This window comes from Ancylobacter sp. WKF20 (genome assembly GCF_029760895.1).
Taxonomy (GTDB): domain Bacteria; phylum Pseudomonadota; class Alphaproteobacteria; order Rhizobiales; family Xanthobacteraceae; genus Ancylobacter.
In genome coordinates this window covers 4,075,350-4,095,757 of the sequence record NZ_CP121679.1, presented here as the reverse complement: position 1 = coordinate 4,095,757, position 20,408 = coordinate 4,075,350, and the positions used below count along the sequence as shown (strand labels likewise).

The window sequence follows — 20,408 nt, the reverse complement described above, 5'->3', positions numbered from 1 at the left end:
GGATGACGTGATCCCGGCCGGAGGCGACGCTCCCTCACGCCGCCTTGGCGAGCGCCGGGCGGTTCGCCAGCGCGTCCGCGACGATCTTCTCGACGAGCGCACGCTGGGCGCCTTCGAGCGGCAGGCGCGGGGCGCGCACGCGCTCAGTCGTGCCGGTCACGATCGCCTCGACGAGCTTCAGGTTCTGCACGAGGTAGCTGGACACATCGAGGTCGAGCAGCGGGCGGAACCAGCGATAAAGCACCAGCGCCTCGTCATAGCGCTTCTGCTTCATCAGCCGGTAGAGCGCGACGGTCTCTTCCGGGAAGGCCACCACGAGGCCGGCGACCCAGCCGACCGCGCCGACGGCTAGCGCCTCATAAGCGAGGTTGTCGACGCCGGTGAAGATGTCGAAGCGGTCGCCAAAGGCGTTCTGCAGGTCGATGGTGCGGCGGATGTCGTCGGAGGATTCCTTCACCGCGACGAAGCGCTTGTCCTTGGCGAGCTCAGCCATGATCTCGACCGTGACATCCACCCGATAGGCGACGCGGTTGGAATAGATCATCACCGGCAGGTCGGCGGCCTGAGCGATCGCCGAGAGCGTGCCCACCGTCTCCTTCGGGTTGGTGTGGTAGACGAGGCTCGGCACGATCATCAGCCCGTCCGCCCCGGCGCTGGCGGCGCGCTTGGCAAGGCTCGCGCAGTCGCGCGTCGCGGCATCCGCAATGGTCATCAGCACCGGCTTGCCGCCCGCCACGGACTTGGCGGTCTTCAGCACGGCCAGGCGCTCGTCATGGGAGAGCATCGGGCCTTCGCCGAGCGAGCCATTGACGATGATGCCGTCAACGCCGGAGGCGATCTGGAACGCGAAGCAGCGCTCCATCTCGGCATGGTCGAGCGTGTCGTCGGCGTTGAACTTGGCGGTTACGGCGGGAAAGACGCCCTGCCACATGGGAAGCACTCCTGAATCGTTGAAAGGGATCGTCCGGGTTCTCAGAGGACGGATTTGAGGAAGGCGACGGTCTCGGGCTCGCGGGGAGCGCCGATCACCTGCGCCGGCGGGCCGATCTCGTGGATCCGGCCCTTGTGGAAGAAGGCCACGCGGTTCGAGACCTCGCGGGCAAAGGCGATCTCATGGGTCACCACGATCATCGTCATGCCCTCGGAAGACAGGAGCCTCATCGTGTCCAATACCTCGCCGACCAGCTGCGGGTCGAGAGCCGAGGTCACCTCGTCGAACAGCATGTAGTCGGGCGACATGGCGAGCGCGCGGGCAATCGCCATGCGCTGCTGCTGGCCGCCGGAAAGCCGGGAGGGATAGACCTTCAGCTTCTCGGCCAGGCCGACATGGGAGAGCTTTTCCACCGCGATGGCCTCGGCCTCGGCGCGTGACTTGCCGAGCACTTTTCGCGGGGCCAGCATCACGTTTTCCAGCACGGTCAGATGAGGGAACGCGTTCCACTGCTGGAAGACGATGCCGATCTTGCGGCGCAGCTTGTTGAGGTCGGTGCCGCGGGCATGGACATCGGTGCCGTCGACGAGGATGTGACCCGCATTGATCGGCTCCAGCCCGTTGATGCACATGAGCAGGGTCGACTTGCCCGAGCCCGACCCGCCGATGACGGAGACGACCTCGCCCTTCTCGACGGTCATGGTGACGCCCTTGACCACGTCCAGCGCGCCGAAGGATTTGTGAACGTCCTTGATCTCGATCGACATGGGTTTTCTCAGTCGTTTTCGCGCCAGCGCTTCTCCAGCCGCGCCCCGAGGCGGGCGATGGGGAAGCTCATCAGGAAATAGATCAGCCCGGCGATGGAGAGCACGAAGAGCGGCTCCTGGATGCGGGTGACGATGACCTGCGAGGAGCGCAGGAGCTCGACCACGCCGATCCACCACACCATGGCGGTGTCCTTCATCACGCCGAGCGTCAGGCCGATCCAGCTCGGCAGGGCGACGCGCAGCGCGATCGGGAAGACGATGGCGGTGAGATCCTGCGTCCAGCTCAGGCCGAGCGAGCGGGCGGCGCGCCGGGTGGTCGGCGGCACGGCGAGGAAGCCCGAGCGCACGATCTCCGTGCAGTAGGCGCAGGTGTAGAGCGCCAGTACCACGCAGCCGACGGTGAAGGAATCCCAGCGAATGCCGATGATGGTCTTGAACGAGTTGGCCAGCACCAGCTGGATCAGCAGCGGGATGGAGCGGAACACGTCGAGCACGATGCCGATGGGCAGGTTTACCCACCAGGGCGCGATGGCGCGGATGACGCCGAACACGATGCCGAGCAGCGTGCCGCCCAGCACCGCCCAGAAGGTGAGCGCCAGCGTCACCCCGGCGCCCTTCAGCATGAACATCAGGTCGTTCAGCGAGAAGGAGGTGTCGAACAGCGAGGCGACGAACGTGGAGATGGAGGAGAACATCGGCGGATCTCCTCAGTAGCGGAACAGGCGCCACGCCAGAAGGCGGGCGGAGAGGGTGACGAGCTTGGCGAGCAGGTAATAAATCACCGCCGCCAGCGCGAAATATTCGAAGGTACGGAAGGAGCGGACATTCAGCTCCTGCGTCACGCCGGTGAGGTCGTTGTTCAGCCCGACGATGACGCCGAGCGAGGTCATCAGGATCGCCCACACCATCTGGTTGGTCAGCGGGTAGAACACCACGCGGAACATCTGCGGCAGCACGATCAGCCGGAAGGCCTGGATCTGCCCCATGCCGAGCGAGCGGGCGGCGCGCACTTGCGTCGGCGGCACGGCGCGCAGGCCGCCGCGGAAGGTCTCGGCGAGATAGCCGGCATTGTTGAAGGTGATGCCGGCGAGCAGCGCCGGGAAGCTGTCGAGATGGATGCCGAGCGAGCCGAGGCCGAAATAGGCCATGTAGATCTGGAACAGCGCCGGCGTGTTGCGGGCCAGCTCGATCCAGCTCGTGGCGAGGCCCCGCAGCACGCGGTACTTCGAGCCCGAGCCCAGCGCCAGCAGCACGGCGAAGAACACGCCGAGCAGCATGGAGAGCACGGCGACCTCAAGCGTCACCAGCGCGCCCCACAGCATGTCGGGCAGCGCACGGAACGCCGGCAGCCAGTGAAAGGTGTAGTTCATGGTTCTTGTCAGTCCGGCTCGATCGGGATCTGCAAGGAGGATCTCAGTTCGTCATCCTGGCCCCTCGGGTCTTGCCTTTGGCAAGCCCAAGGGCAAGCTCCGCGAAGCGGAGAGCCGGGATCGCTCGCAAATCCTGCGGACGATCCCGGATCGGCCTGCCGGCCGTCCGGGATGACGTTAGGCGGCGCTCAGCGATAGACGCCGGGCACGGTCAGGTCGGGTGCGGTGCCGAGGCCGATCCACTTGTCGTAGAGCGCCTTGTAGCGGCCGGTGCGGACCTGCTGGTTGATGAACAGGTTCAGGTAGTTGATGAGGCCCTGCTCGTTGCGCAGGGCGATCAGCGCGACATAGTCGATGTCATAGGGCGCATCGCCGCCCATCATCAGGCCCTTGAACTTGCCGTCCTTCACGGTGGCGGCGGCGACGGTGGAGGTGACCACCGTGGCGTCGATCTGGCCCTGCGCCAACGCGAGGAACACGTCGGCCTGGTTCTGGTAGGCGCGGAAGGTGGTGCCGGCGCCCCAGGCCTTCACGTCTTTCTCCAGCGCCAGCGCCTCGAAGGTGCCGGAGACCGAGCCGGTCTTCTTGCCCTTCAGGTCGGCGTAATCCTTGATGCCGAGACCGTCCTTGGTCAGCACCACCATCTTGAAGGCGAAGTAGGGAATGGTGAAGCCGGCGGTCTTGGCGCGCTCCAGCGTGTCGGAGGTCGAGGCGACGCCGACATCGACGCGGCCGGAGACCAGCGCGGGAATGCGGTCGGGGAACGGGGTCTCGACGACCTCGGCCTTCACGCCCAGCGCCTTGGCGAGGTCGTTGCAGTAATCGACGTCGAAGCCGATCGGGTTGTTGCTGGCGTCGCGCGAGCCCATGGGCGGGAAGTCGAGCACCACCGCGCAGCGCAGCGTGCCGGAAGCGATGATGTCGTCGAGCTTGTCGGCCTGCGCGGGGAGCGCGCAAGCGAGCGTGAGTACCGCGGCGGCGAGTGCGCCGAATGCCTTGGCCATGACGGCTCTCCTTTTGGAAGGTGTCCCGTGATTCTGGGCCGCCCTCGGCGGGTGGAACGCGACCTTCGGGGCTCTTCCCGATGGCTGCGTCCCGGGCTCGTCAGCGGCGGCGGAGGGAGCTTCCAATTTTTGGATCCAAGTTGCAATATCCTTTTTACAGCATACGCTGCGAATTTCTTGGGCACGGCGCCTCCATGCCTGCCGGTGAGGCTCTGGCCTCGCTGCGGGCGAAATTGCAGTGTGGGTACAATCAGAAGGGCCGCTCGAATCGCGGCCCGCAGACAGACGCGCGGCGCAGGCCGGAGGGGATCAGGTGAAGGTCAAGGCAACGGACATCGCCCAGATGGCATCCGCCTCGGACGTGATCTTCGACGCGCTGCGCGAGGCCATCGCCAAGGGCGACATCACCGAGGGCCAGACGCTCCGCCAGGACCACATCGCCAAGATGTTCAACGTCAGCCGCATCCCGGTGCGCGAGGCGCTGACCCGGCTCGAGGAACAGGGCCTCGTCTCGACCCAGCGCTACCGCGGCGCCGTCGTCACCACCCTGTCCATCGACGAGATCCGCGAAATCTTCGAGTTCCGCGCGCTGCTGGAGCCGGAAATCCTGCGCTATTCGGTCGAGCGCATCTCCGCCGCCGGGCTGGAGACGGCGAAAAGCTACGCCCACGCCTTCTCCACCGAGCCGGATTCCTCGCATTGGGGCGAGCTGAACCGGCAGTTCCACTACACGCTCTATGAGGCGGCAGGGCGGCCCTATTACCTGCAGACCATCCGCACCGCGCTCGACCGCGTGGACCGCTATCTGCGCGCCCAGCTGGTGCTGACAGACGGCATGGCCCGCGCCCGCCGCGAGCATGAGGGCATATTGGACGCCTGCATCGCCCGCGACGCCGACACTGCCGCGCGCCTCACGCGCGAGCATATTCTCGGCGCCTGCGCCTCGCTGGTCAGCTTCCTCGAGCGCACCCGCACGGCGCGGGACGACGCGAAGGGCTGAGCCGCCCGGCGGACGCGGCGAAAATTCTGGAGCCACGGGGAGGAACGCGGGGCGGGGCGGCGTCGTTTACAGGCACCCTCAACCTGAAACGAGTACCGCCCCCGCATGCGCACGGTCCTGCCCGGCTCCGCCTTTCCGCTCGGTGTCACGGTTGACAGCACGGGCACCAATTTCGCCCTGTTCTCCGACAACGCGACCGGCGTCACGCTCTGCCTGTTCGACCGCTATGGCGAGACCGAGGTCGAGCGGATCGACCTGCATGAATGCACCAACGGCGTCTGGCACTGCCATCTGCCGGGCGTCGGGCGCGGGCAGGTCTATGGCTGGCGCGTTCATGGCCCCTGGGCGCCGGAGGCCGGCCACCGCTTCAACGCCAACAAGCTGCTGCTCGACCCCTATGCGCGGATGCTGGTCGGCAACATCAAATGGGATGATGCGCTCTATGGCTACACGATCGGCGCGGGCGACGACGCCGACCTCGTGATGGACGAGCGCGACAGCGCGCCCTTCATGCCCAAGGCCCGCGTGGTCGCCGGCACGCCGATGGCCTCGACCGGCCATCCGCGCGTCTCCTGGGCCAAGACCGTCATCTATGAAGGCCATGTGCGCGGCCTCACCATGCGCCACCCGATGATCCCGGAATCGATCCGCGGCACCTTCACCGCGCTCGGCCAGCCGGAATTCGTCGACTACATCGCCGGCCTCGGGGTCACCGCCGTGGAACTGCTGCCGGTCCACGCCTTCGCGCAGGACCGCCACCTCGTCGATTCCGGCCTGTCCAATTACTGGGGCTACAACACGCTGAACTTCTTCGCGCCGGAGCCGCGCTATCTCGGCGAGGACGGGCTGGAAGCGATCGGCGAGGCGGTCGACCGGCTGCACCAGGCCGGCATCGAGATCATTCTCGACGTGGTCTACAACCACAGCTGCGAGGGCAATCATCTCGGGCCGATGCTCTCCTTCAAGGGCATCGACAACGCCTCCTACTACCGGACCCTGCCCGGCAATCCCCGCTACTATGACGACATGACCGGCTGCGGCAATTCGCTGAACACCGATCATCCGCGCGTGCTGCAGATGGTGATGGACTCACTGCGCATGTGGGCCGGCACCTATGGCATTGATGGCTTCCGCTTCGATCTCGCCACCACGCTCGGGCGCCGCCCGACCGGCTTCGATCCCGGCCACGCCTTCTTCAACGCCATCCTTCAGGATCCCACCCTCGGCGGCCTGAAGCTGATCGCCGAGCCGTGGGATATCGGCCCCGGCGGCTACCAGCTCGGCGCCTTCCCGCCCGGCTTCTCGGAGTGGAACGGCGACTACCGCGACAAGGTCCGCGAGTTCTGGTGCGGCTCGGAAGGGCTGATCGGCGCCTTCGCCACGCGCTTCGCCGCCTCGCAGGACATCTTCTCGGAAGGCCGCCGCCGGCCGTGGTCGAGCGTGAACTTCATCACCGCCCATGACGGCTTCACCCTGCACGACCTCGTCACCTACAACGACAAGCACAATGAGGCGAATGGCGAGGGCAACCGCGACGGTCACGACGACAACAAGAGCTGGAATTGCGGCGTCGAGGGCGAGACCGAGGATGAGGGCATCAACGCGCTGCGCCGCCGCCAGAAGCGCAATCTGATCGCCACACTGTTCCTCAGCCAGGGCGTGCCCATGCTGCTGGCGGGCGATGAGCGCTCCAACTCGCAGGGCGGCAACAACAACGCCTATTGCCAGGACAACGAGATCGGCTGGGTCGACTGGTCGAATGACGACCCGGAGCTGCCGGCCTTCGTCGCCCGCCTTGCCGATCTGCGCAAGCGCCACTCCTCGCTGTCGCGCCCGGAGTTCCTCACCGGCGCGCGCAATGAGATGGGCCAGCCGGATGTCGCCTGGTTCAACACGGCCGGCGAGCGGATGCGCGAGGAGGACTGGGCCAACCCGCACTCCAAATGCATCACCGTGCGCCTCGCCCCGGTGATGCCCGACGAGCCCTCGCTGGCCATCATGCTGAATTCCTCGCATGTCGATGTCGAGGTCGTCTCCCCGCCGGTGCAGTCCGGCGGCTGGGAGGCCGTTCTCGCCACGGGCGACGATCTTGAAGGTGGCAGGCTCGGCGGCGGGCAGAGCTTCACCCTGCCGGCGCGCACCCTGCTGGTCTGGGAATGGCGGGAATGAACGACACCCCGCGCCGCCACACCTCTCGCCACTTCGGCCCGGAGCTGACCGCTTCGGGCGCCCGCTTCCGCCTCTTAGCGCCGGACGTGCCGGGGGTCGAAGTGGAGATCGAGGGGCGGGCGCCCCTCGCCCTCACCCGCACGGATGACGGATTTTTTGCCGGCGAAGTAGACGGCCTCGCCCCCGGCGCGCGCTACCGTTTCCGCATCGGTGATCAGCCGGTGCCGGATCCGGCCTCGCGCATGCAGGCGGAGGACGCCGATGGCTGGAGCGTGCTGGTTGCCCCGCCCGCGAACCTTCCCCGCGACTGGTCGAAGCCCTGGCATGAGGCGGTGATCGCCGAGGTGCATGTGGGAACGGCCACCCCGGCCGGCACGTTTCTCGGCCTCATCGAGCGGCTCGACCATTACCGCGACGCCGGCTTCACCGTGATCGAGCTGATGCCGGTCAACGATTTCCCCGGCCGGCGCAACTGGGGCTATGACGGGGTGCTGCTTTACGCGCCGGACCGCGCCTATGGCACGCCGGATGACCTGCGCGCGCTGATCGACGCCGCCCATGCGCGCGGCCTCGGCGTGATGCTGGACGTGGTCTACAACCATTTCGGCCCGAGCGGGAATTACCTGCCGCTCTACGCCAAGAGCTTCTTCCGGGAGGACATCTCCACCCCCTGGGGTCCGGCGATCGATCTTGAGAACCCGCTGGTGCGGGACTTCTTCAGCCAGAACGCCGCCTATTGGCTGGCCGATTTCGGCTTCGATGGCCTGCGCTTCGACGCCGTCCACGCCCTCGCCACCGATGGCGCGGAAACCTTCCTGCGCGAACTGGCAATGGCCTGTCGCGCGGTGCGGCCCGACGCCTTCCTCGTGCTGGAGAACCACGACAACATCGCCGAATGGCTGATCCGCGAGGACACGCTCTACACCGCGCAGTGGAACGACGACTGGCACCACGCGCTGCATGTGCTCGGCTCGGGCGAGACCACCGGCTATTACGCGCCCTATGCGAAGGACGCCACCGAGGCCGCCGCGCGCGCGCTTGGGCAGGGCTTCGTCTATCAGGGCGACCCGTACCCGGACGCGGACGGCCATCCGCGCGGCACGAAGTCCGATCACCTGCCGCCCGATGCCTTCGTCAGCTTCGTGCAGAACCACGACCATATCGGCAACCGCCCGCTGGGCGACCGGCTCGCCGGCTCGCTGGCGGCCGAACGCCTTGCCGTGCTGCGCTTCGTGCTGATGCTGTCGCCGGAAATCCCCATGCTGTTCCAAGGCGAGGAAGCCCTGCTGCCGACGCCCTTCCCGTTCTTCTGCGACTTCGAGGGCGAGCTGGCCGACGCGGTGCGCAAGGGGCGCAAGGCCGAGTTCGGCGACTTCTTCAAAGCCCATGGCGAGGCGGAATTCCCCGACCCGCTGGACGAGGCGACCTTCCGCTCCGCCGTCATCACCGATGAGGCGCTGGCGTCCGAGAAGGCACGGGCGGAACTGGCGGCCTTCGCGAGCCTCGCGGAGACTCGCCGCCGCCTCGTGTGGCCGATCACCGCCACCGCCTATCGCGGATCGGAAGTCGAGCGCAGCGGCGACGCCCTGCTCGCCCGCTGGCGCTATGAGGGCGGCGAGCTCGTCATGGCGCTCAACCTTCAGGACAGCCGCAGCACCATTCACGCCCCTTCCGAGCCGCCGGATGCCCGCGTCGGCTCGATGGCCCAGCCCGCCCCCGGCCGGCTCGCCCTCGGCCCCGTCGCCGCCGCCTTCTGGAGCTTGCCCGCCCGATGACGATGACGCCCGCCCCGATGCCCTCCCTCTCGGCCACCTACCGGCTGCAGTTCCACCGCGACTTCCCGTTCAGCAAGGCCGAGGCGCTGGTGCCCTATCTCGCCCGGCTCGGCATCAGCCACCTCTACGCCTCGCCGATCACCCTCGCGGTGGCGGGCTCGACCCATGGCTATGACGTCGCCGACCCCACAAGGGTGAACCCGGAGCTAGGCGGCGAGGACGGGCTGCTCAGCCTGTGCGCGGCGCTCAAGCGGCACGGCATGGGGCTCATCATCGACATCGTGCCGAACCACATGGCCGCCTCCACCCAGAACCCGTTCTGGCTCAACATGCTGGAAGGCGGCCCCGACAGCCCCGCCGCCCGCATTTTCGACGTCGCCTGGGACAAGGGCCGGCTGGTGCTACCCGTGCTCGGCGATCCCTTGCAGGCGACCATCGAGGCCGGGCAGATCACCCTCGCGGTCAATGAGGCACGCGGCGGCATCGACGTAGTGGTCTATGGCGAGCAGCGCTTCCCGCTGCGGCAGGAGAGCATCGCCGAACTGGTCGCCCGCCTGCCGGCCGCCGTCCACATCGCGGCCGCGGCGGAGAGCCCGGACACATCGGACAGATCGGCCAATGCGCTGGACAGATTGGCCTCATCGTCCACCACACTGCACTCATCCTCCACGCGGTTTCAGGGGGGCCGGATCGACCTGTCCGGGCTCGATCCGGTGACCCGGCTGGCCTTCGACACGGTGCTGGCGGAAGCAGATATTACCTCCCTGCTCGAAGCCCAGCACTGGCGCCTCGCCTGGTGGCGCACGGCGGCGCATGACCTGAATTACCGGCGCTTCTTCAACATCACCGATCTCGCCGGCGTGCGCGTCGAAGACCCCGAAGTGTTCGAGCTGGTTCACCGCCTGCCGCTCGATCTCGTCCGCCGCGGCCTCGTCCATGGCCTGCGCGTCGACCATATCGACGGCCTCGTTGACCCCGCAACCTATTGCGATCGCTTGCGAAAGGCCGTCGGACCGGACGTGCTCATCGTCATCGAGAAGATCCTCGAGCCGGGCGAGAGCCTGCGCGACTGGCCGATCGACGGCACCACCGGCTATGAACGGCTGAACGACATCAATGGCCTGTTCGTCGCCTCCGAAGGCTACGCTGCCTTCGAGGAGGCGCTGCGCGAGCGGCATCTTGTTACCGGCACCGCCACCACCCGCCTCGCCAGCGCCAAGAAGCAGGTACTGGAGGCGAGCCTTTCCACGGAAGTGGAGACGCTGACCACCCTCGCCCGCGACGGGCTCGACACGGAGATGAAGGCGGGCGACCTGACCGAGACCGCGATCCGCAACGCCGTGGTCGCTCTGCTGGTGCATTGCCCGGTCTACCGCTCCTATGCCACGGACGATTATTCTCCTGAAGATTCAGCCATTTGGCAGAAGATCGGCGCGGCCGTCGCGGCGGCGGAAGACCCGCTGACCACGGCGGCCGCGCAGGTGCTGCTCGATCGCATGGCCGCGCCGCAGAACGACAGCGACCGGCAATTCCGCGTGCGCTTCCAGCAGCTCGGCGGGCCGGCCATGGCGAAGGGGTATGAAGATACCGAACTCTACCGCACGCCGATCCTGCTCTCCGTCAATGAGGTCGGCTCCAGCCTCGACCACCCCGCCCGTTCGCCGCAGGAGGTGCACGCCATCTTCACCGCCCGCGCGGTGGAAAAGCGTCGCGATCTCAATCCACTAGCGACGCACGACACCAAGCGCGGCCCCGACACCCGCGCTAGGCTCGACGCGCTCAGCCAGCGCCCGTCGCTGTGGCTGAACTTCCTGGCGACGCAGGAGCCGGTGCTCGGCAATCTGGTGGTAACCGAGGACGGGCGGGTGATGCCCGACGCCATCGACCAAGTGCTTATCCTGCAAACGCTTTTGTCGGCCTGGCCGATCTCGCCGGAGCGCATGGACGGCTACCTCACCAAGGCGCTGCGCGAGGCCAAGCGGCACTCCAACTGGGAGACGCCGGACGAGGCCTATGAGGGCGCCGCCAAGGCGTTCAGCGCCGCCATTCTCACCGAGGAACGCGGCGCCCCGGTGCGGCAGGCGCTGGAAGCGCTGGTGGAGGCGCTCGCCCCCGCCACCCGCCTCGTCAGCCTAGCCCAGACCGCGCTCCAGCTCACCTTGCCGGGCACGCCAGATATCTATCAGGGAACGGAATTCCGCGATTTCTCGCTGGTCGACCCGGATAATCGCCGCCCCGTCGATTGGGAGCGCCGCAGCGCCGCGCTCGAAGCCGGCGCACGCGACGAGAGCGATGCCGATGCCGAGAAGCTGGTATTTTCACACCTCCTGCTTAATCTGCGCCGCGCCAACCGCGCGCTGACGGAAGGCGACTATCGCCCGCTCGACCTGCCAGCCTCCGATTGGGGCTGGTTCGGCTTCGAGCGGCGCCAGGGCGATCAGGCGGTGCGGGTCATCGTGCCCACCCGCCTGCCGCCGGAGGCCGCCGATGCCCTCGCCCTCCCCGCCCCGGCGGAGCCCGGCTGGCGCACGCTGGAGGGCATGGCGCTGGAGCCCGGCACCGCCCCGATCCCCCGCGATGCCCTCTATCCCCTTGTGATCCTTCACAAAGGCTGATCCCACCGCCGCCGCGCGCGCAACCCTCGCCGCATAAAGCCGGTGGGCGATGGAACCGGGCACCGTCTTGCGGCTTGTCGAGGTTGCACCGCACCAACGGTGCGCGGGCAGCGAACGAGGGTGAGTATGCGGCGGCGCGACGTTCTTCTGGGAGCGGCCATTCTGGCGGTAACAGGCTCGGGCATCTGGCCCGCGACCCGCGAAGACGCGGAGGCGCAGGCCGACAAGCCCAGCCGCTTCGACGCCCAGACCGTGCGCCAGCTCGCGCGCGAGCTGGCGGCGCGCCCCTATGCCAGTCCCGACCGGCAATTGCCCAAGGAACTCAACGACCTCAGCTACGACCAGTACCGCAATATCCGCTTCAACCCGGATCGGTCGCTGTGGCGCGGCCAGGGCACGCCGTTCGAGGCGCAGCTGCTGCATCGCGGCTTCCTGTTCCGCGACAAGGTCGAGATCTACACGGTCACCCAGGGCGAGGCGCGGCGCGTCGAGTACGTGCCCGGCCTGTTCCGCTTCGAGCATGGGCTGCAGCCGCCCGACCCCAAGCTGGACCTCGATTTCTCAGGCTTTCGCCTGCACAGCCCGATCAACCGGCCGGATTATCTGGACGAGGTCGCGGTGTTCCAAGGGGCGAGCTATTTCCGCGCCCTCGGCAAGGATCAGGTCTACGGCACCTCGGCGCGCGGCCTCGCCATCAAGACAGCGGATTCCTCGGGCGAGGAATTCCCCATTTTCAAGGCGTTCTGGATCGAGGAACCCCGCGCGGGCGTCGATTCCATCGTCGTCCACGCCCTGCTCGACAGCCCGAGCTGCGCCGCCGCGCACCGCTTCACCATCCGGCCGGGCACCTCGACCGTGATGACGGTGGAGATGACGCTGTATCCCCGCACTGATGTCGACAAGGCGGGACTCGCCTCGCTCACCAGCATGTTCATGTTCGGGCCGAATGACCGCGACGGCATCGACGATTTCCGCCCGATGGTGTGCGACGCCGATGGTCTCGCCATCGTCACCGGCAATGGCGAGCGGCTGTGGCGCCCGCTCTCCAACCCCAAGCGGCTGCAGATTTCCTCTTTTGAATCAACGAATATCCGCGGCTTCGGGCTGATGCAGCGGCAGCGCTCCTTCTTCGACTATCAGGATCTGGAAGCACGCTATGAGCGGCGCCCGAGCGTCTGGGTCGAGCCGATCGGCGATTGGGGCGAGGGCGCCGTGCATCTGGTGGAAATCCCCACCCCGGAGGAAGTCCACGACAACATCGTCACCTATTGGCGGCCCAAGGAGCCGCTGCGCAAGGGGCGGGAGTATTTTTATACCTACCGCCTGCATTGGGGCTGGGACAGCCCGGACCGGCCGGAACTCGGCCGCTTCGGACTCACCCGCGTCGGCGGCAATGCCGAGCGCCGCCAGTTCGTGCTCGATCTCGTGGGCGACAGTATCAAGAACCTGCCGCCGGAAGGCCTCTCGGCCCGCGTCACCGCTGGCACTGGCACGGTCTCCAATGTCGTGCTCCAGCGTCACCCGGACATTGAAGGCTGGCGCATCGCCTTCACCTTCGAGCCGAAGGGCGCGGATCTGTCCGAGCTGCGCGCGGAAATGCTGCGCGGCGAGGAGAAGATGGCCGAAAGCTGGGTCTACCGATGGACGGCGTGACGCTGGAGCGCGCGCCGGCGCTCGGCCACGACGCCCCGGCCGCCCTTACGGATGCCCTGCCCCCCGAGGCACCGCTCGCCATGCCCGTCCAATCGCTCTGGCAGGCGCCGCGCGCGTCCCATCCGCCGGGACCGCGGCTCGCCTTGTGGCTGCGCCGGGCCTTCGTGTTCCTCGGCGCCGCCGTCCTGACGATGTTCGCCGCGCATGAGATGTATCTCGTGCTCGATGTCGGCGGGCTGACGGTGCTGGAAGGCGTGGTGCTGGCGCTGTTCGTCGTGCTGTTCGCCTGGATCGGCTTCTCCTTCACCAATGCCTTGGCCGGCGCCATCGCCATGCTCGGCCGGCGCGTTGACCCGCTCGGCATCGCCACGGCGACGCCCGGCCCGCTGACGCAGCGCACCGCCATTCTCATGCCGACCTATAATGAGGCGCCCGCGCGCATCTTCGCCGGGCTGCAGGCGACCTATGAATCGGTGGAGGCGACCGGCGCCATCGACGCTTTCGACTTCTTCATCCTCAGCGACACCACCGATGCCGATGTGTGGATCGCCGAGGAAGCCGCCTTCCTCGCCTTGCGCGAACGCACCGGCGGCCATTCCCGCATATTTTACCGCCGCCGCCCGAAAAACATCGACCGCAAGGCCGGCAATATCGGCGAATGGGTCACGCGCTTCGGCGGGGCCTATGAGGCCATGCTGGTGCTCGACGCCGATAGCGTGATGACCGGGGACTGCATCCTCGCCATCGCCGGCGCCATGGAACGCCACCCCCATGTCGGGCTGATCCAGACGCTGCCGGTCATCGTCGGCGGGCGCACGCTGTTTTCCCGCATGCAGCAATTCGCCGGGCGGCTCTATGGGCCGATGCTGGCGGAGGGCCTCGCCTGGTGGCATGGGCCGGACAGCAATTACTGGGGCCACAACGCCATCATCCGCACCCGCGCCTTCGCCGGCAGCGCCGGCCTGCCGCATCTGAAGGGCCGCAAACCCTTTGGCGGGCACATTCTCAGCCATGATTTCATCGAGGCGGCGCTGATCCGGCGCGGCGGCTGGGCAGTGCATATGGTGCCCTGGCTGAAGGGCTCCTATGAGGAAGGCCCGCCCGCCCTCACCGATCTCGCCGTGCGCGACCGGCGCTGGTGCCAGGGCAATCTCCAGCACACCGCCGTGCTGCCGGCGCGCGGGCTTCACCCGGTGAGCCGCATCCATCTGCTGACCGGCATCGGGTCTTATATTACCGCTCCGCTCTGGCTCATCATGCTGATCGCCGGCCTGCTCACCGCGCTGCAGGCGCGCTTCGTGCCGCCGGACTATTTCCCCTCGGAATTCTCGCTGTTCCCCAACTGGCCGGCGCAGGACCCGATCCGCGCCGCCTGGGTGTTCGTCGGCACGATGGGTGTGCTGCTGCTGCCGAAGGTGATCGCCTACCTCGTCATGCTGACCGATGGGCCGACCCGCCGCGCCTTTGGCGGCGGCATCCTCGCCTTTTTCGGCATGATCGGCGAGACGCTGATCGCCGGCCTTGCCGCGCCGGTCATGATGCTCGCCCAGTCCTCGGCGGTGGCGACCATTCTCGCCGGCCGCGATGGTGGCTGGAATCCGCAGCGGCGCGATGACGGCACGGTGGCGCTCGGCCCGACGCTGCGCCATTTCCTGCCGCACACCCTGTTCGGCATGGCGCTCGGCGGGGCGGCGCTGGCGATCTCGCTGCCGCTGTTCCTGTGGATGCTGCCCGTGGTGCTCGGCCTCGTGCTCGCCGTGCCACTGGTGGTGTGGACCAGCACGCGCTGGCCGCTCGTCTTCCGCGCCATATTGACGACACCGGAGGAGCGCGCCCCGCCGCCGGTGCTGACCCGCGCCTTCGTGCTCGCCCGGCAGCTTGCGGCCGAGGCGGGCGAAGGGGAAGCCGTTCAGCGGCTCGCGGGCGACCCGGTTCTGCTCGCCGCGCATCGGCGAATGCTGCCGGCAGCCGAACGCCCGGCGGGCGACTACGCGCCCGAACGCCTCGTTGCCCGCGCCAAGGTGGCGGATGCCAGCCGCCTCGACGAGGCGCTGCGCCTGCTCACCCCGCGCGAGAAGGCGGCAGCGCTCGGCGACGGGCCCGCGCTCGACCGGCTGCTCGCCCTCGCCCGCAGCTGACGACGCTCATGAAAACGGGGCCCGAAGCCCCCACCTACTAGTATCAATATACCTGCATCAACCCGCCATGAGGCGAGCGCTGTCAGGCCTTGGCGGCCCCGTTCGGTTCGGTGTCGGAGACCTCGGTTTCCGGTCGGTCGAAGCCCTGCGCGGTCTCCTCATGCCAGGCGCCGTGTGCATCCTGATAGAGGATCGGGCGCGTCTCGCCGGGCATGGACTGGCGGGCAGCGGCGTCGCGGGCGGCGTTCAGCGCACCTTCATGGGTCGGGTGCGTTTCGGAGAAGACATCGCCGAGCTTGTAGGCCCAGCCGCCGTCATGTTCGACGATCTCGTAGCGAATATGGGTCATGGTGCAATCCTCCTCGTAGGAAGAACCCGCGCGCGGCGGCGCGGGTTCCGGCGCACCCTCAACGGGGCAGCAGATTGGTGCGCGCGAGGTCGAGCACCTCGTCGCCGCGCCCGCTCATCACCGCCCGGATCATCCACAGGCCGAAGCCCTTGGCCTGCTCCAGCCCGATGGTCGGCGGCATGGAGAGCTCCTGCGTGGCGGTGACGACATCGAGCACCGCCGGCCCGTCATGCGCCAGCACCTCCTTGACGGCGGCCGGCAGGTCGCCGGGGTCTTCCACCCGCACCCCGTGAATGCCCATGGCGCGGGCCATGGCCCCGAAGTCGGGATTGTCGAGATTGGTGCCGATCTCGACGAAGCCGTTGGCCTTCATCTCCAGCGCGACGAAGCCGAGCGTGCCGTTGTTGAAGATGACCACCTTCACCGGCAGCTTCTGCTGGGTCAGCGTGATGAGGTCGCCCATCAGCATGGTGAAGCCGCCATCGCCGGAGAGCGACACCACCTGCCGGCCGGGATAGGCCGCCTGCGCGCCGATGGCGTGCGGCATCGCATTGGCCATGGAACCGTGCGCCAGCGAGCCGAGAAGACGGCGCTTGCCGTTCATCTTGAGGTAGCGCGCGGCCCAGATGGTCGGGGTGCCGACATCGAAGGTGAACACCGCGTCCTCCGCCGCCGCCTCGCTGACCAGCCGCGCGAGATATTGCGGGTGGATCGGCGGGCGCCCGGCCGTGCCGGTGGCGAGGTCATCGAGGCCGGCCCGTACCTTGCGGTATTTTTCCACCATCGTGTCGAGATGGGTGCGGTCGGCCTTGGCCTGGAGCTTCGGCAGCAGCGCGTCGATGGTCAGCCCGACATCGCCGACGAGGCCGAGGTCGAGCTTGCAGCGCCGCCCGAGCTGCTCGGGCCGCACGTCGATCTGCGCGATGGTAATATCGGAGGGGAAGAACTGCTTGTAGGGGAAGTCGGTCCCCAAGAGCAGCAGCACGTCGCAATCGTGCATCGCCTCATAGCCGGAGGAGAAGCCGATGAAGCCGGTCATGCCGACATCATAGGGATTGTCGTACTCGACGAATTCCTTGCCGCCGAGCGCATGGACGATGGGGCTCTTGAGCTTTTCGGCCAGCGCCATCAGCGGCTCATGCGCACCGGCGCAGCCGCGCCCGCAGAACAGGGTGACGCTGCCCGCATTGTTGAGCAGATGCGCCAGCGCATCGATCTCGCCCTCGGCCGGCACCACGCGCGGCGCGGGCGGCAGCAGGCCGGCATTGGGCGCGCTCTTGCGGGCCGGCGCCGGCTTCAGCGCCACATCGCCGGGGATGACCACCACCGCAACGCCCCGCTTGCCGACAGCGGCGCGGATGGCGTTTTCCAGCACATAGGGCATCTGCTCGGGGCTGGAGACCAGCTCGCAATAGACGCTGCATTCCTGGAACAGGTTCTGCGGGTGAGTTTCCTGGAAATAGCCGCCGCCAATTTCCTGCGAGGGGATCTGCGCGGCGATAGCGAGCACCGGCGTGCGGCTGCGCTGGGCATCGAACAGGCCGTTGATGAGATGGAGATTGCCCGGCCCGCAGGAGCCGGCGCAGACCGCGAGCTGCCCGGTGAGCTGAGCCTCGGCGGAGGCCGCGAAGGCCGCCGTCTCCTCATGGCGCACATGCACCCAGTCCAGCGCGCCGGTCTCGCGGATGGCTTCGGTGAGCCCGTTCAGGCTGTCCCCGACGACGCCATAGATGCGTCGGACCCCGGTCTGGTGAAGCGTGGAGACGATGAGATCGGCGACGTTGGCGGCCATGTTTTCACCTCGTTGAACCGAGCGCCCGTCTCGGAGGAAAGGCGCCCACCTGCCTCTGTGCCCCCCACTCTGACGGTTTCGGCGCTGGGTTCAATTCAACCTGGGGCAGATGAGCGATACGTTCATCCAAGAGTGACATACCTATGTATACGCAGCGCGCCCGGGGAAGCTGGTAGACTGGCGCCATGTGCTTGCGCGTTCACCCCCGCCCCGCCGCCGCCCACGATCCCGCACGCGCGGCGAGAACGTGCGCATGACGCCGCTCGCCCTCCAGCACGGCGCCCGGTCGGCTTTGATTCCGCTGCTCGCCGGGCTGCTGGGTCTTGCCATCTTCCTCGTGGACACGCTGACCCCGCTCGATATGGCGGTGGCGGTGCTGTATGTCGCCGTGGTGATGCTGCTGGCGGATGTACTCAACACGCGCGGCATCCTCGCCGTGGGCGGTCTGTGCATCGTCCTCACCTCGATCAGCTTCCTCACCGTCCATAATGTCCGGTTCGAGCCGGAGGCGGTGGCGCGGGCCTGCGTCGCCATCTCCGCCATCGTCGTCACCACGCTGCTCTCGCTGCGCAACCGGCGCGCCGGCGACGCGCTGCGCGACCAAGCCGCCTTGCTCGACCTGACGCATGACGCGATCCTGGTGCGCGATGCCGGGGACACCATCCTGTACTGGAACCGCGGCGCCGAGGAGCTTTATGGCTGGACCGCCGCGGAAGCGATCGGCCACCGCGCGGCCGAGCTGCTGCGCACCGGCTTTCCGGTCTCGCTCGAAGCGGCCGTCGCCGAGCTGGAACGCGACGGGCGCTGGGAGGGCGAGCTGCGCCACGCCCGCAAGGATGGCTCGCGCGTGATCGTCGCCAGCCGCTGGGCGCTGCACCGCGACCCGCAGGGCCGGGCGCAGGCGATCATGGAGACCAATAACGACATCACCGCGCGCAAGGCCGCGCAGGACCGGCTGGACAAGGCGCAGGGCGAACTGACCCATGTGACCCGCATGGCGACGCTCGGCCAGCTCACCGCCTCCATCGCCCATGAGGTGAACCAGCCACTCGCCGCCATCGTCACCAATGGCGAAGCGTGCCTGCGCTGGCTGCGCCGGCCGGAGCCGGATGTCGGCGAGGCGCTGGCCTCGGTGGAGCGGATGATCGCCAATGGCCGCCGCGCCGGCGATGTGGTGGCGCGGCTGCGCGCCCTCTCCCGCCGGCAGTCCGGGCGGCATGAGCTGCTCGATCTCAACGCCCTCGTCACCGAAAGCCTCGCCCTCATCGAGCGCGAGCTGGCGCGCCATAAAGTCACCGTCACCCTGGATCTCACCGAGGGCCTGCCCGCCGTGTCCGGCGACCGGGTGCAGCTGCAGCAGGTGATCATCAACCTCGCGATCAATGCCGCGCAGGCGATGGAGGGCACGCCGCGCCCGCGTCGGCTGCTGCTGCGCTCCGGTCTCGACGCCGGCCTCGACGGCCCGGTGGTGCGGGTCGCGTTGACCGATAATGGGACCGGCGTCGACGATGACGGGCTGACGCATCTGTTCGAGCCGTTCTACACCTCCAAGCCCGATGGCATGGGCCTTGGCCTGTCGATCAGCCGCTCGCTCATCGAGACCCATGGCGGGCGCATCGACGCCACCCGAAACGCCGAGCGCGGCATGACATTCGCCATTGTCCTGCCCGCAGTGAAGGAGCCCCGCGCGTGAGCCTGACCCCTCCCCCGCGCAGCCCCCGCCCCGCATCCGCTGATCCGCTGGTGATCGTCGTCGACGATGATGCGGGCCTGCGCGAGGCGCTTTCCAGCCTGTTCCGCTCCATCGGCCTGAAGGTCGAGCTGTTCGGCTCGGCGGCCGAATTCCTCGCCGCCGCCCTCCCCGACGTGCCGCGCTGCCTCGTGCTGGACATCCGCCTGCCCGGCGTCAGCGGCCTCGACTTCCAGTCGCAGCTCGTCCGCTCGGGCATGCACATGCCGGTGATCTTCATGACCGGCTATGGCGATATCCCGATGACCGTGCGGGCGATGAAGGCGGGGGCCGTGGACTTCCTCACCAAGCCGTTCCGCGACCAGGACATTCTCGATGCGGTCGCGGCCGCCATCGAGCAGGACAAGGCCCGCCGGCAGGCCGATCAGGCGGTGGCGGGCGTGCAGCAGCTTTATGAAACGCTGACGTCGCGCGAGAAGGAGGTGATGGCGCTCGTCACCTCGGGCCTCATGAACAAGCAGGTCGCCGGCGAGATCGGGCTGAGTGAGATCACCGTGAAGATTCACCGCGGCCATGTGATGCGCAAGATGGGCGCCCGCTCGCTGGCCGATCTCGTGCGCATGGCGGAAACGCTGGGGCTCTCGGGGGCGAAAAGATAACACCGGCAAACCTTGATATGATTTCCTTCCACGGGCGGGGGCGCCATAAAGACGAAGGTTCGGCACGAGACCGTGGGTCATCGAGCGCCGGGCTGAAAGGATTTCATCGTGCGCCAATTCCCGATGGTCGCGATCATTGATGACGACGAGTCGGTTCGCGTGGCGACCGCCAGCCTCGTCCGATCGCTGGGCCTGCTCTCCCGGACCTTTGCCTCCGCCGAGGATTTCCTGCGCGCCGAGGCCGAGGAAGCGCCCGATTGCGTCATCACCGACGTGCAGATGCCTGGCATGAGCGGCGTGGAGCTGCAGGCGACGCTGCGCGCCCGCGGCCGGTCGACGCCGCTGATCTTCATCACCGCCTTCCCCGAGGACCGCATCCGCCGTCAGGTCACCGAGGCCGGCGCGGTCGGGTTCCTCGCCAAGCCCTTTGACGGCAGCGAGATGATCGCCTGCCTCGACGCGGCGCTCGGCACGCACTGACCCCTCTCTCCTCCTC

At 67.8% G+C, this 20,408-nt stretch carries 16 protein-coding genes; 9 read left to right on the top strand and 7 right to left on the bottom strand.

From position 1 onward, the window contains the following. Positions 1–34: 34 nt before the first annotated feature. From AncyloWKF20_RS18975 to AncyloWKF20_RS18955, 5 genes are all read right to left on the bottom strand, one after another. Complete coding sequence (locus AncyloWKF20_RS18975; protein WP_213754810.1) at positions 35–931, bottom strand: dihydrodipicolinate synthase family protein; 897 nt, start codon at positions 929–931, stop codon at positions 35–37. A gap of 41 nt (positions 932–972) precedes the next feature. After that, positions 973–1,698, bottom strand: coding sequence for an amino acid ABC transporter ATP-binding protein (locus AncyloWKF20_RS18970; RefSeq protein ID WP_279315505.1), 726 nt, complete (start codon positions 1,696–1,698; stop codon positions 973–975). A gap of 8 nt (positions 1,699–1,706) precedes the next feature. Continuing rightward, on the bottom strand, positions 1,707–2,360 hold the full coding sequence (locus tag AncyloWKF20_RS18965) for an amino acid ABC transporter permease (RefSeq protein ID WP_267585559.1): 654 nt from the start codon (positions 2,358–2,360) through the stop codon (positions 1,707–1,709). Positions 2,361–2,405: 45 nt separating this feature from the next. Continuing rightward, positions 2,406–3,068, bottom strand: a complete 663-nt coding sequence (locus tag AncyloWKF20_RS18960) for an amino acid ABC transporter permease (RefSeq protein ID WP_279315503.1) — start codon at positions 3,066–3,068, stop codon at positions 2,406–2,408. A gap of 188 nt (positions 3,069–3,256) precedes the next feature. After that, positions 3,257–4,072 carry a transporter substrate-binding domain-containing protein gene (locus tag AncyloWKF20_RS18955; RefSeq protein WP_279315502.1) on the bottom strand — a complete coding sequence of 272 codons (816 nt, stop codon included), beginning with the start codon at positions 4,070–4,072 and terminating at the stop codon, positions 3,257–3,259. Positions 4,073–4,385: 313 nt separating this feature from the next. Here AncyloWKF20_RS18955 and AncyloWKF20_RS18950 point away from each other — a divergent pair, with 313 nt between their 5' ends. From AncyloWKF20_RS18950 to mdoH, 6 genes are all read left to right on the top strand, one after another. Continuing rightward, positions 4,386–5,072 carry a GntR family transcriptional regulator gene (locus AncyloWKF20_RS18950; protein ID WP_279315501.1) on the top strand — a complete coding sequence of 229 codons (687 nt, stop codon included), beginning with the start codon at positions 4,386–4,388 and terminating at the stop codon, positions 5,070–5,072. 105 nt (positions 5,073–5,177) lie between these two features. Further along, the gene (gene glgX, locus AncyloWKF20_RS18945; protein ID WP_279315500.1) at positions 5,178–7,241 is read left to right on the top strand and encodes a glycogen debranching protein GlgX; all 2,064 of its coding nucleotides are present in this window, start codon (positions 5,178–5,180) and stop codon (positions 7,239–7,241) included. Then, positions 7,238–9,016 (top strand): malto-oligosyltrehalose trehalohydrolase, encoded by a 1,779-nt coding sequence (gene treZ / locus AncyloWKF20_RS18940; RefSeq protein WP_279315499.1) that lies wholly within the window; start codon positions 7,238–7,240, stop codon positions 9,014–9,016. Before glgX ends, treZ begins: the two co-directional genes overlap by 4 nt. Continuing rightward, positions 9,013–11,631, top strand: coding sequence for a malto-oligosyltrehalose synthase (gene treY, locus AncyloWKF20_RS18935; protein ID WP_279315498.1), 2,619 nt, complete (start codon positions 9,013–9,015; stop codon positions 11,629–11,631). The genes treZ and treY overlap by 4 nt, the downstream gene beginning before the upstream one ends. A gap of 126 nt (positions 11,632–11,757) precedes the next feature. Continuing rightward, entirely contained in the window at positions 11,758–13,284 is a 1,527-nt protein-coding gene (locus AncyloWKF20_RS18930) for a glucan biosynthesis protein G (protein ID WP_279315497.1), read from the top strand. After that, on the top strand, positions 13,272–15,422 hold the full coding sequence (gene mdoH, locus AncyloWKF20_RS18925) for a glucans biosynthesis glucosyltransferase MdoH (RefSeq protein WP_279315496.1): 2,151 nt from the start codon (positions 13,272–13,274) through the stop codon (positions 15,420–15,422). Before AncyloWKF20_RS18930 ends, mdoH begins: the two co-directional genes overlap by 13 nt. Before the next feature lie 82 nt (positions 15,423–15,504). Here mdoH and AncyloWKF20_RS18920 read toward each other — a convergent pair whose 3' ends face one another. Both AncyloWKF20_RS18920 and poxB read right to left on the bottom strand, forming a co-directional pair. Continuing rightward, a complete protein-coding gene (locus AncyloWKF20_RS18920) occupies positions 15,505–15,771 on the bottom strand; it encodes a DUF2188 domain-containing protein (RefSeq protein WP_279315495.1) in 267 nt (88 codons plus the stop codon). A 58-nt stretch (positions 15,772–15,829) separates the two neighbouring features. After that, on the bottom strand, positions 15,830–17,563 hold the full coding sequence (gene poxB, locus AncyloWKF20_RS18915; protein WP_279315494.1) for a ubiquinone-dependent pyruvate dehydrogenase: 1,734 nt from the start codon (positions 17,561–17,563) through the stop codon (positions 15,830–15,832). A 253-nt stretch (positions 17,564–17,816) separates the two neighbouring features. On the opposite strand from poxB, the gene AncyloWKF20_RS18910 reads away from it, so the two are divergent. From AncyloWKF20_RS18910 to AncyloWKF20_RS18900, 3 genes are all read left to right on the top strand, one after another. Next, the gene (locus AncyloWKF20_RS18910) at positions 17,817–19,256 is read left to right on the top strand and encodes an ATP-binding protein (protein ID WP_279315493.1); all 1,440 of its coding nucleotides are present in this window, start codon (positions 17,817–17,819) and stop codon (positions 19,254–19,256) included. Between the two features lie 2 nt (positions 19,257–19,258). Then, a complete protein-coding gene (locus AncyloWKF20_RS18905) occupies positions 19,259–19,912 on the top strand; it encodes a response regulator transcription factor (protein ID WP_279318029.1) in 654 nt (217 codons plus the stop codon). 123 nt (positions 19,913–20,035) lie between these two features. After that, positions 20,036–20,392, top strand: coding sequence for a response regulator (locus AncyloWKF20_RS18900; RefSeq protein WP_267585561.1), 357 nt, complete (start codon positions 20,036–20,038; stop codon positions 20,390–20,392). Positions 20,393–20,408 lie beyond the last annotated feature (16 nt).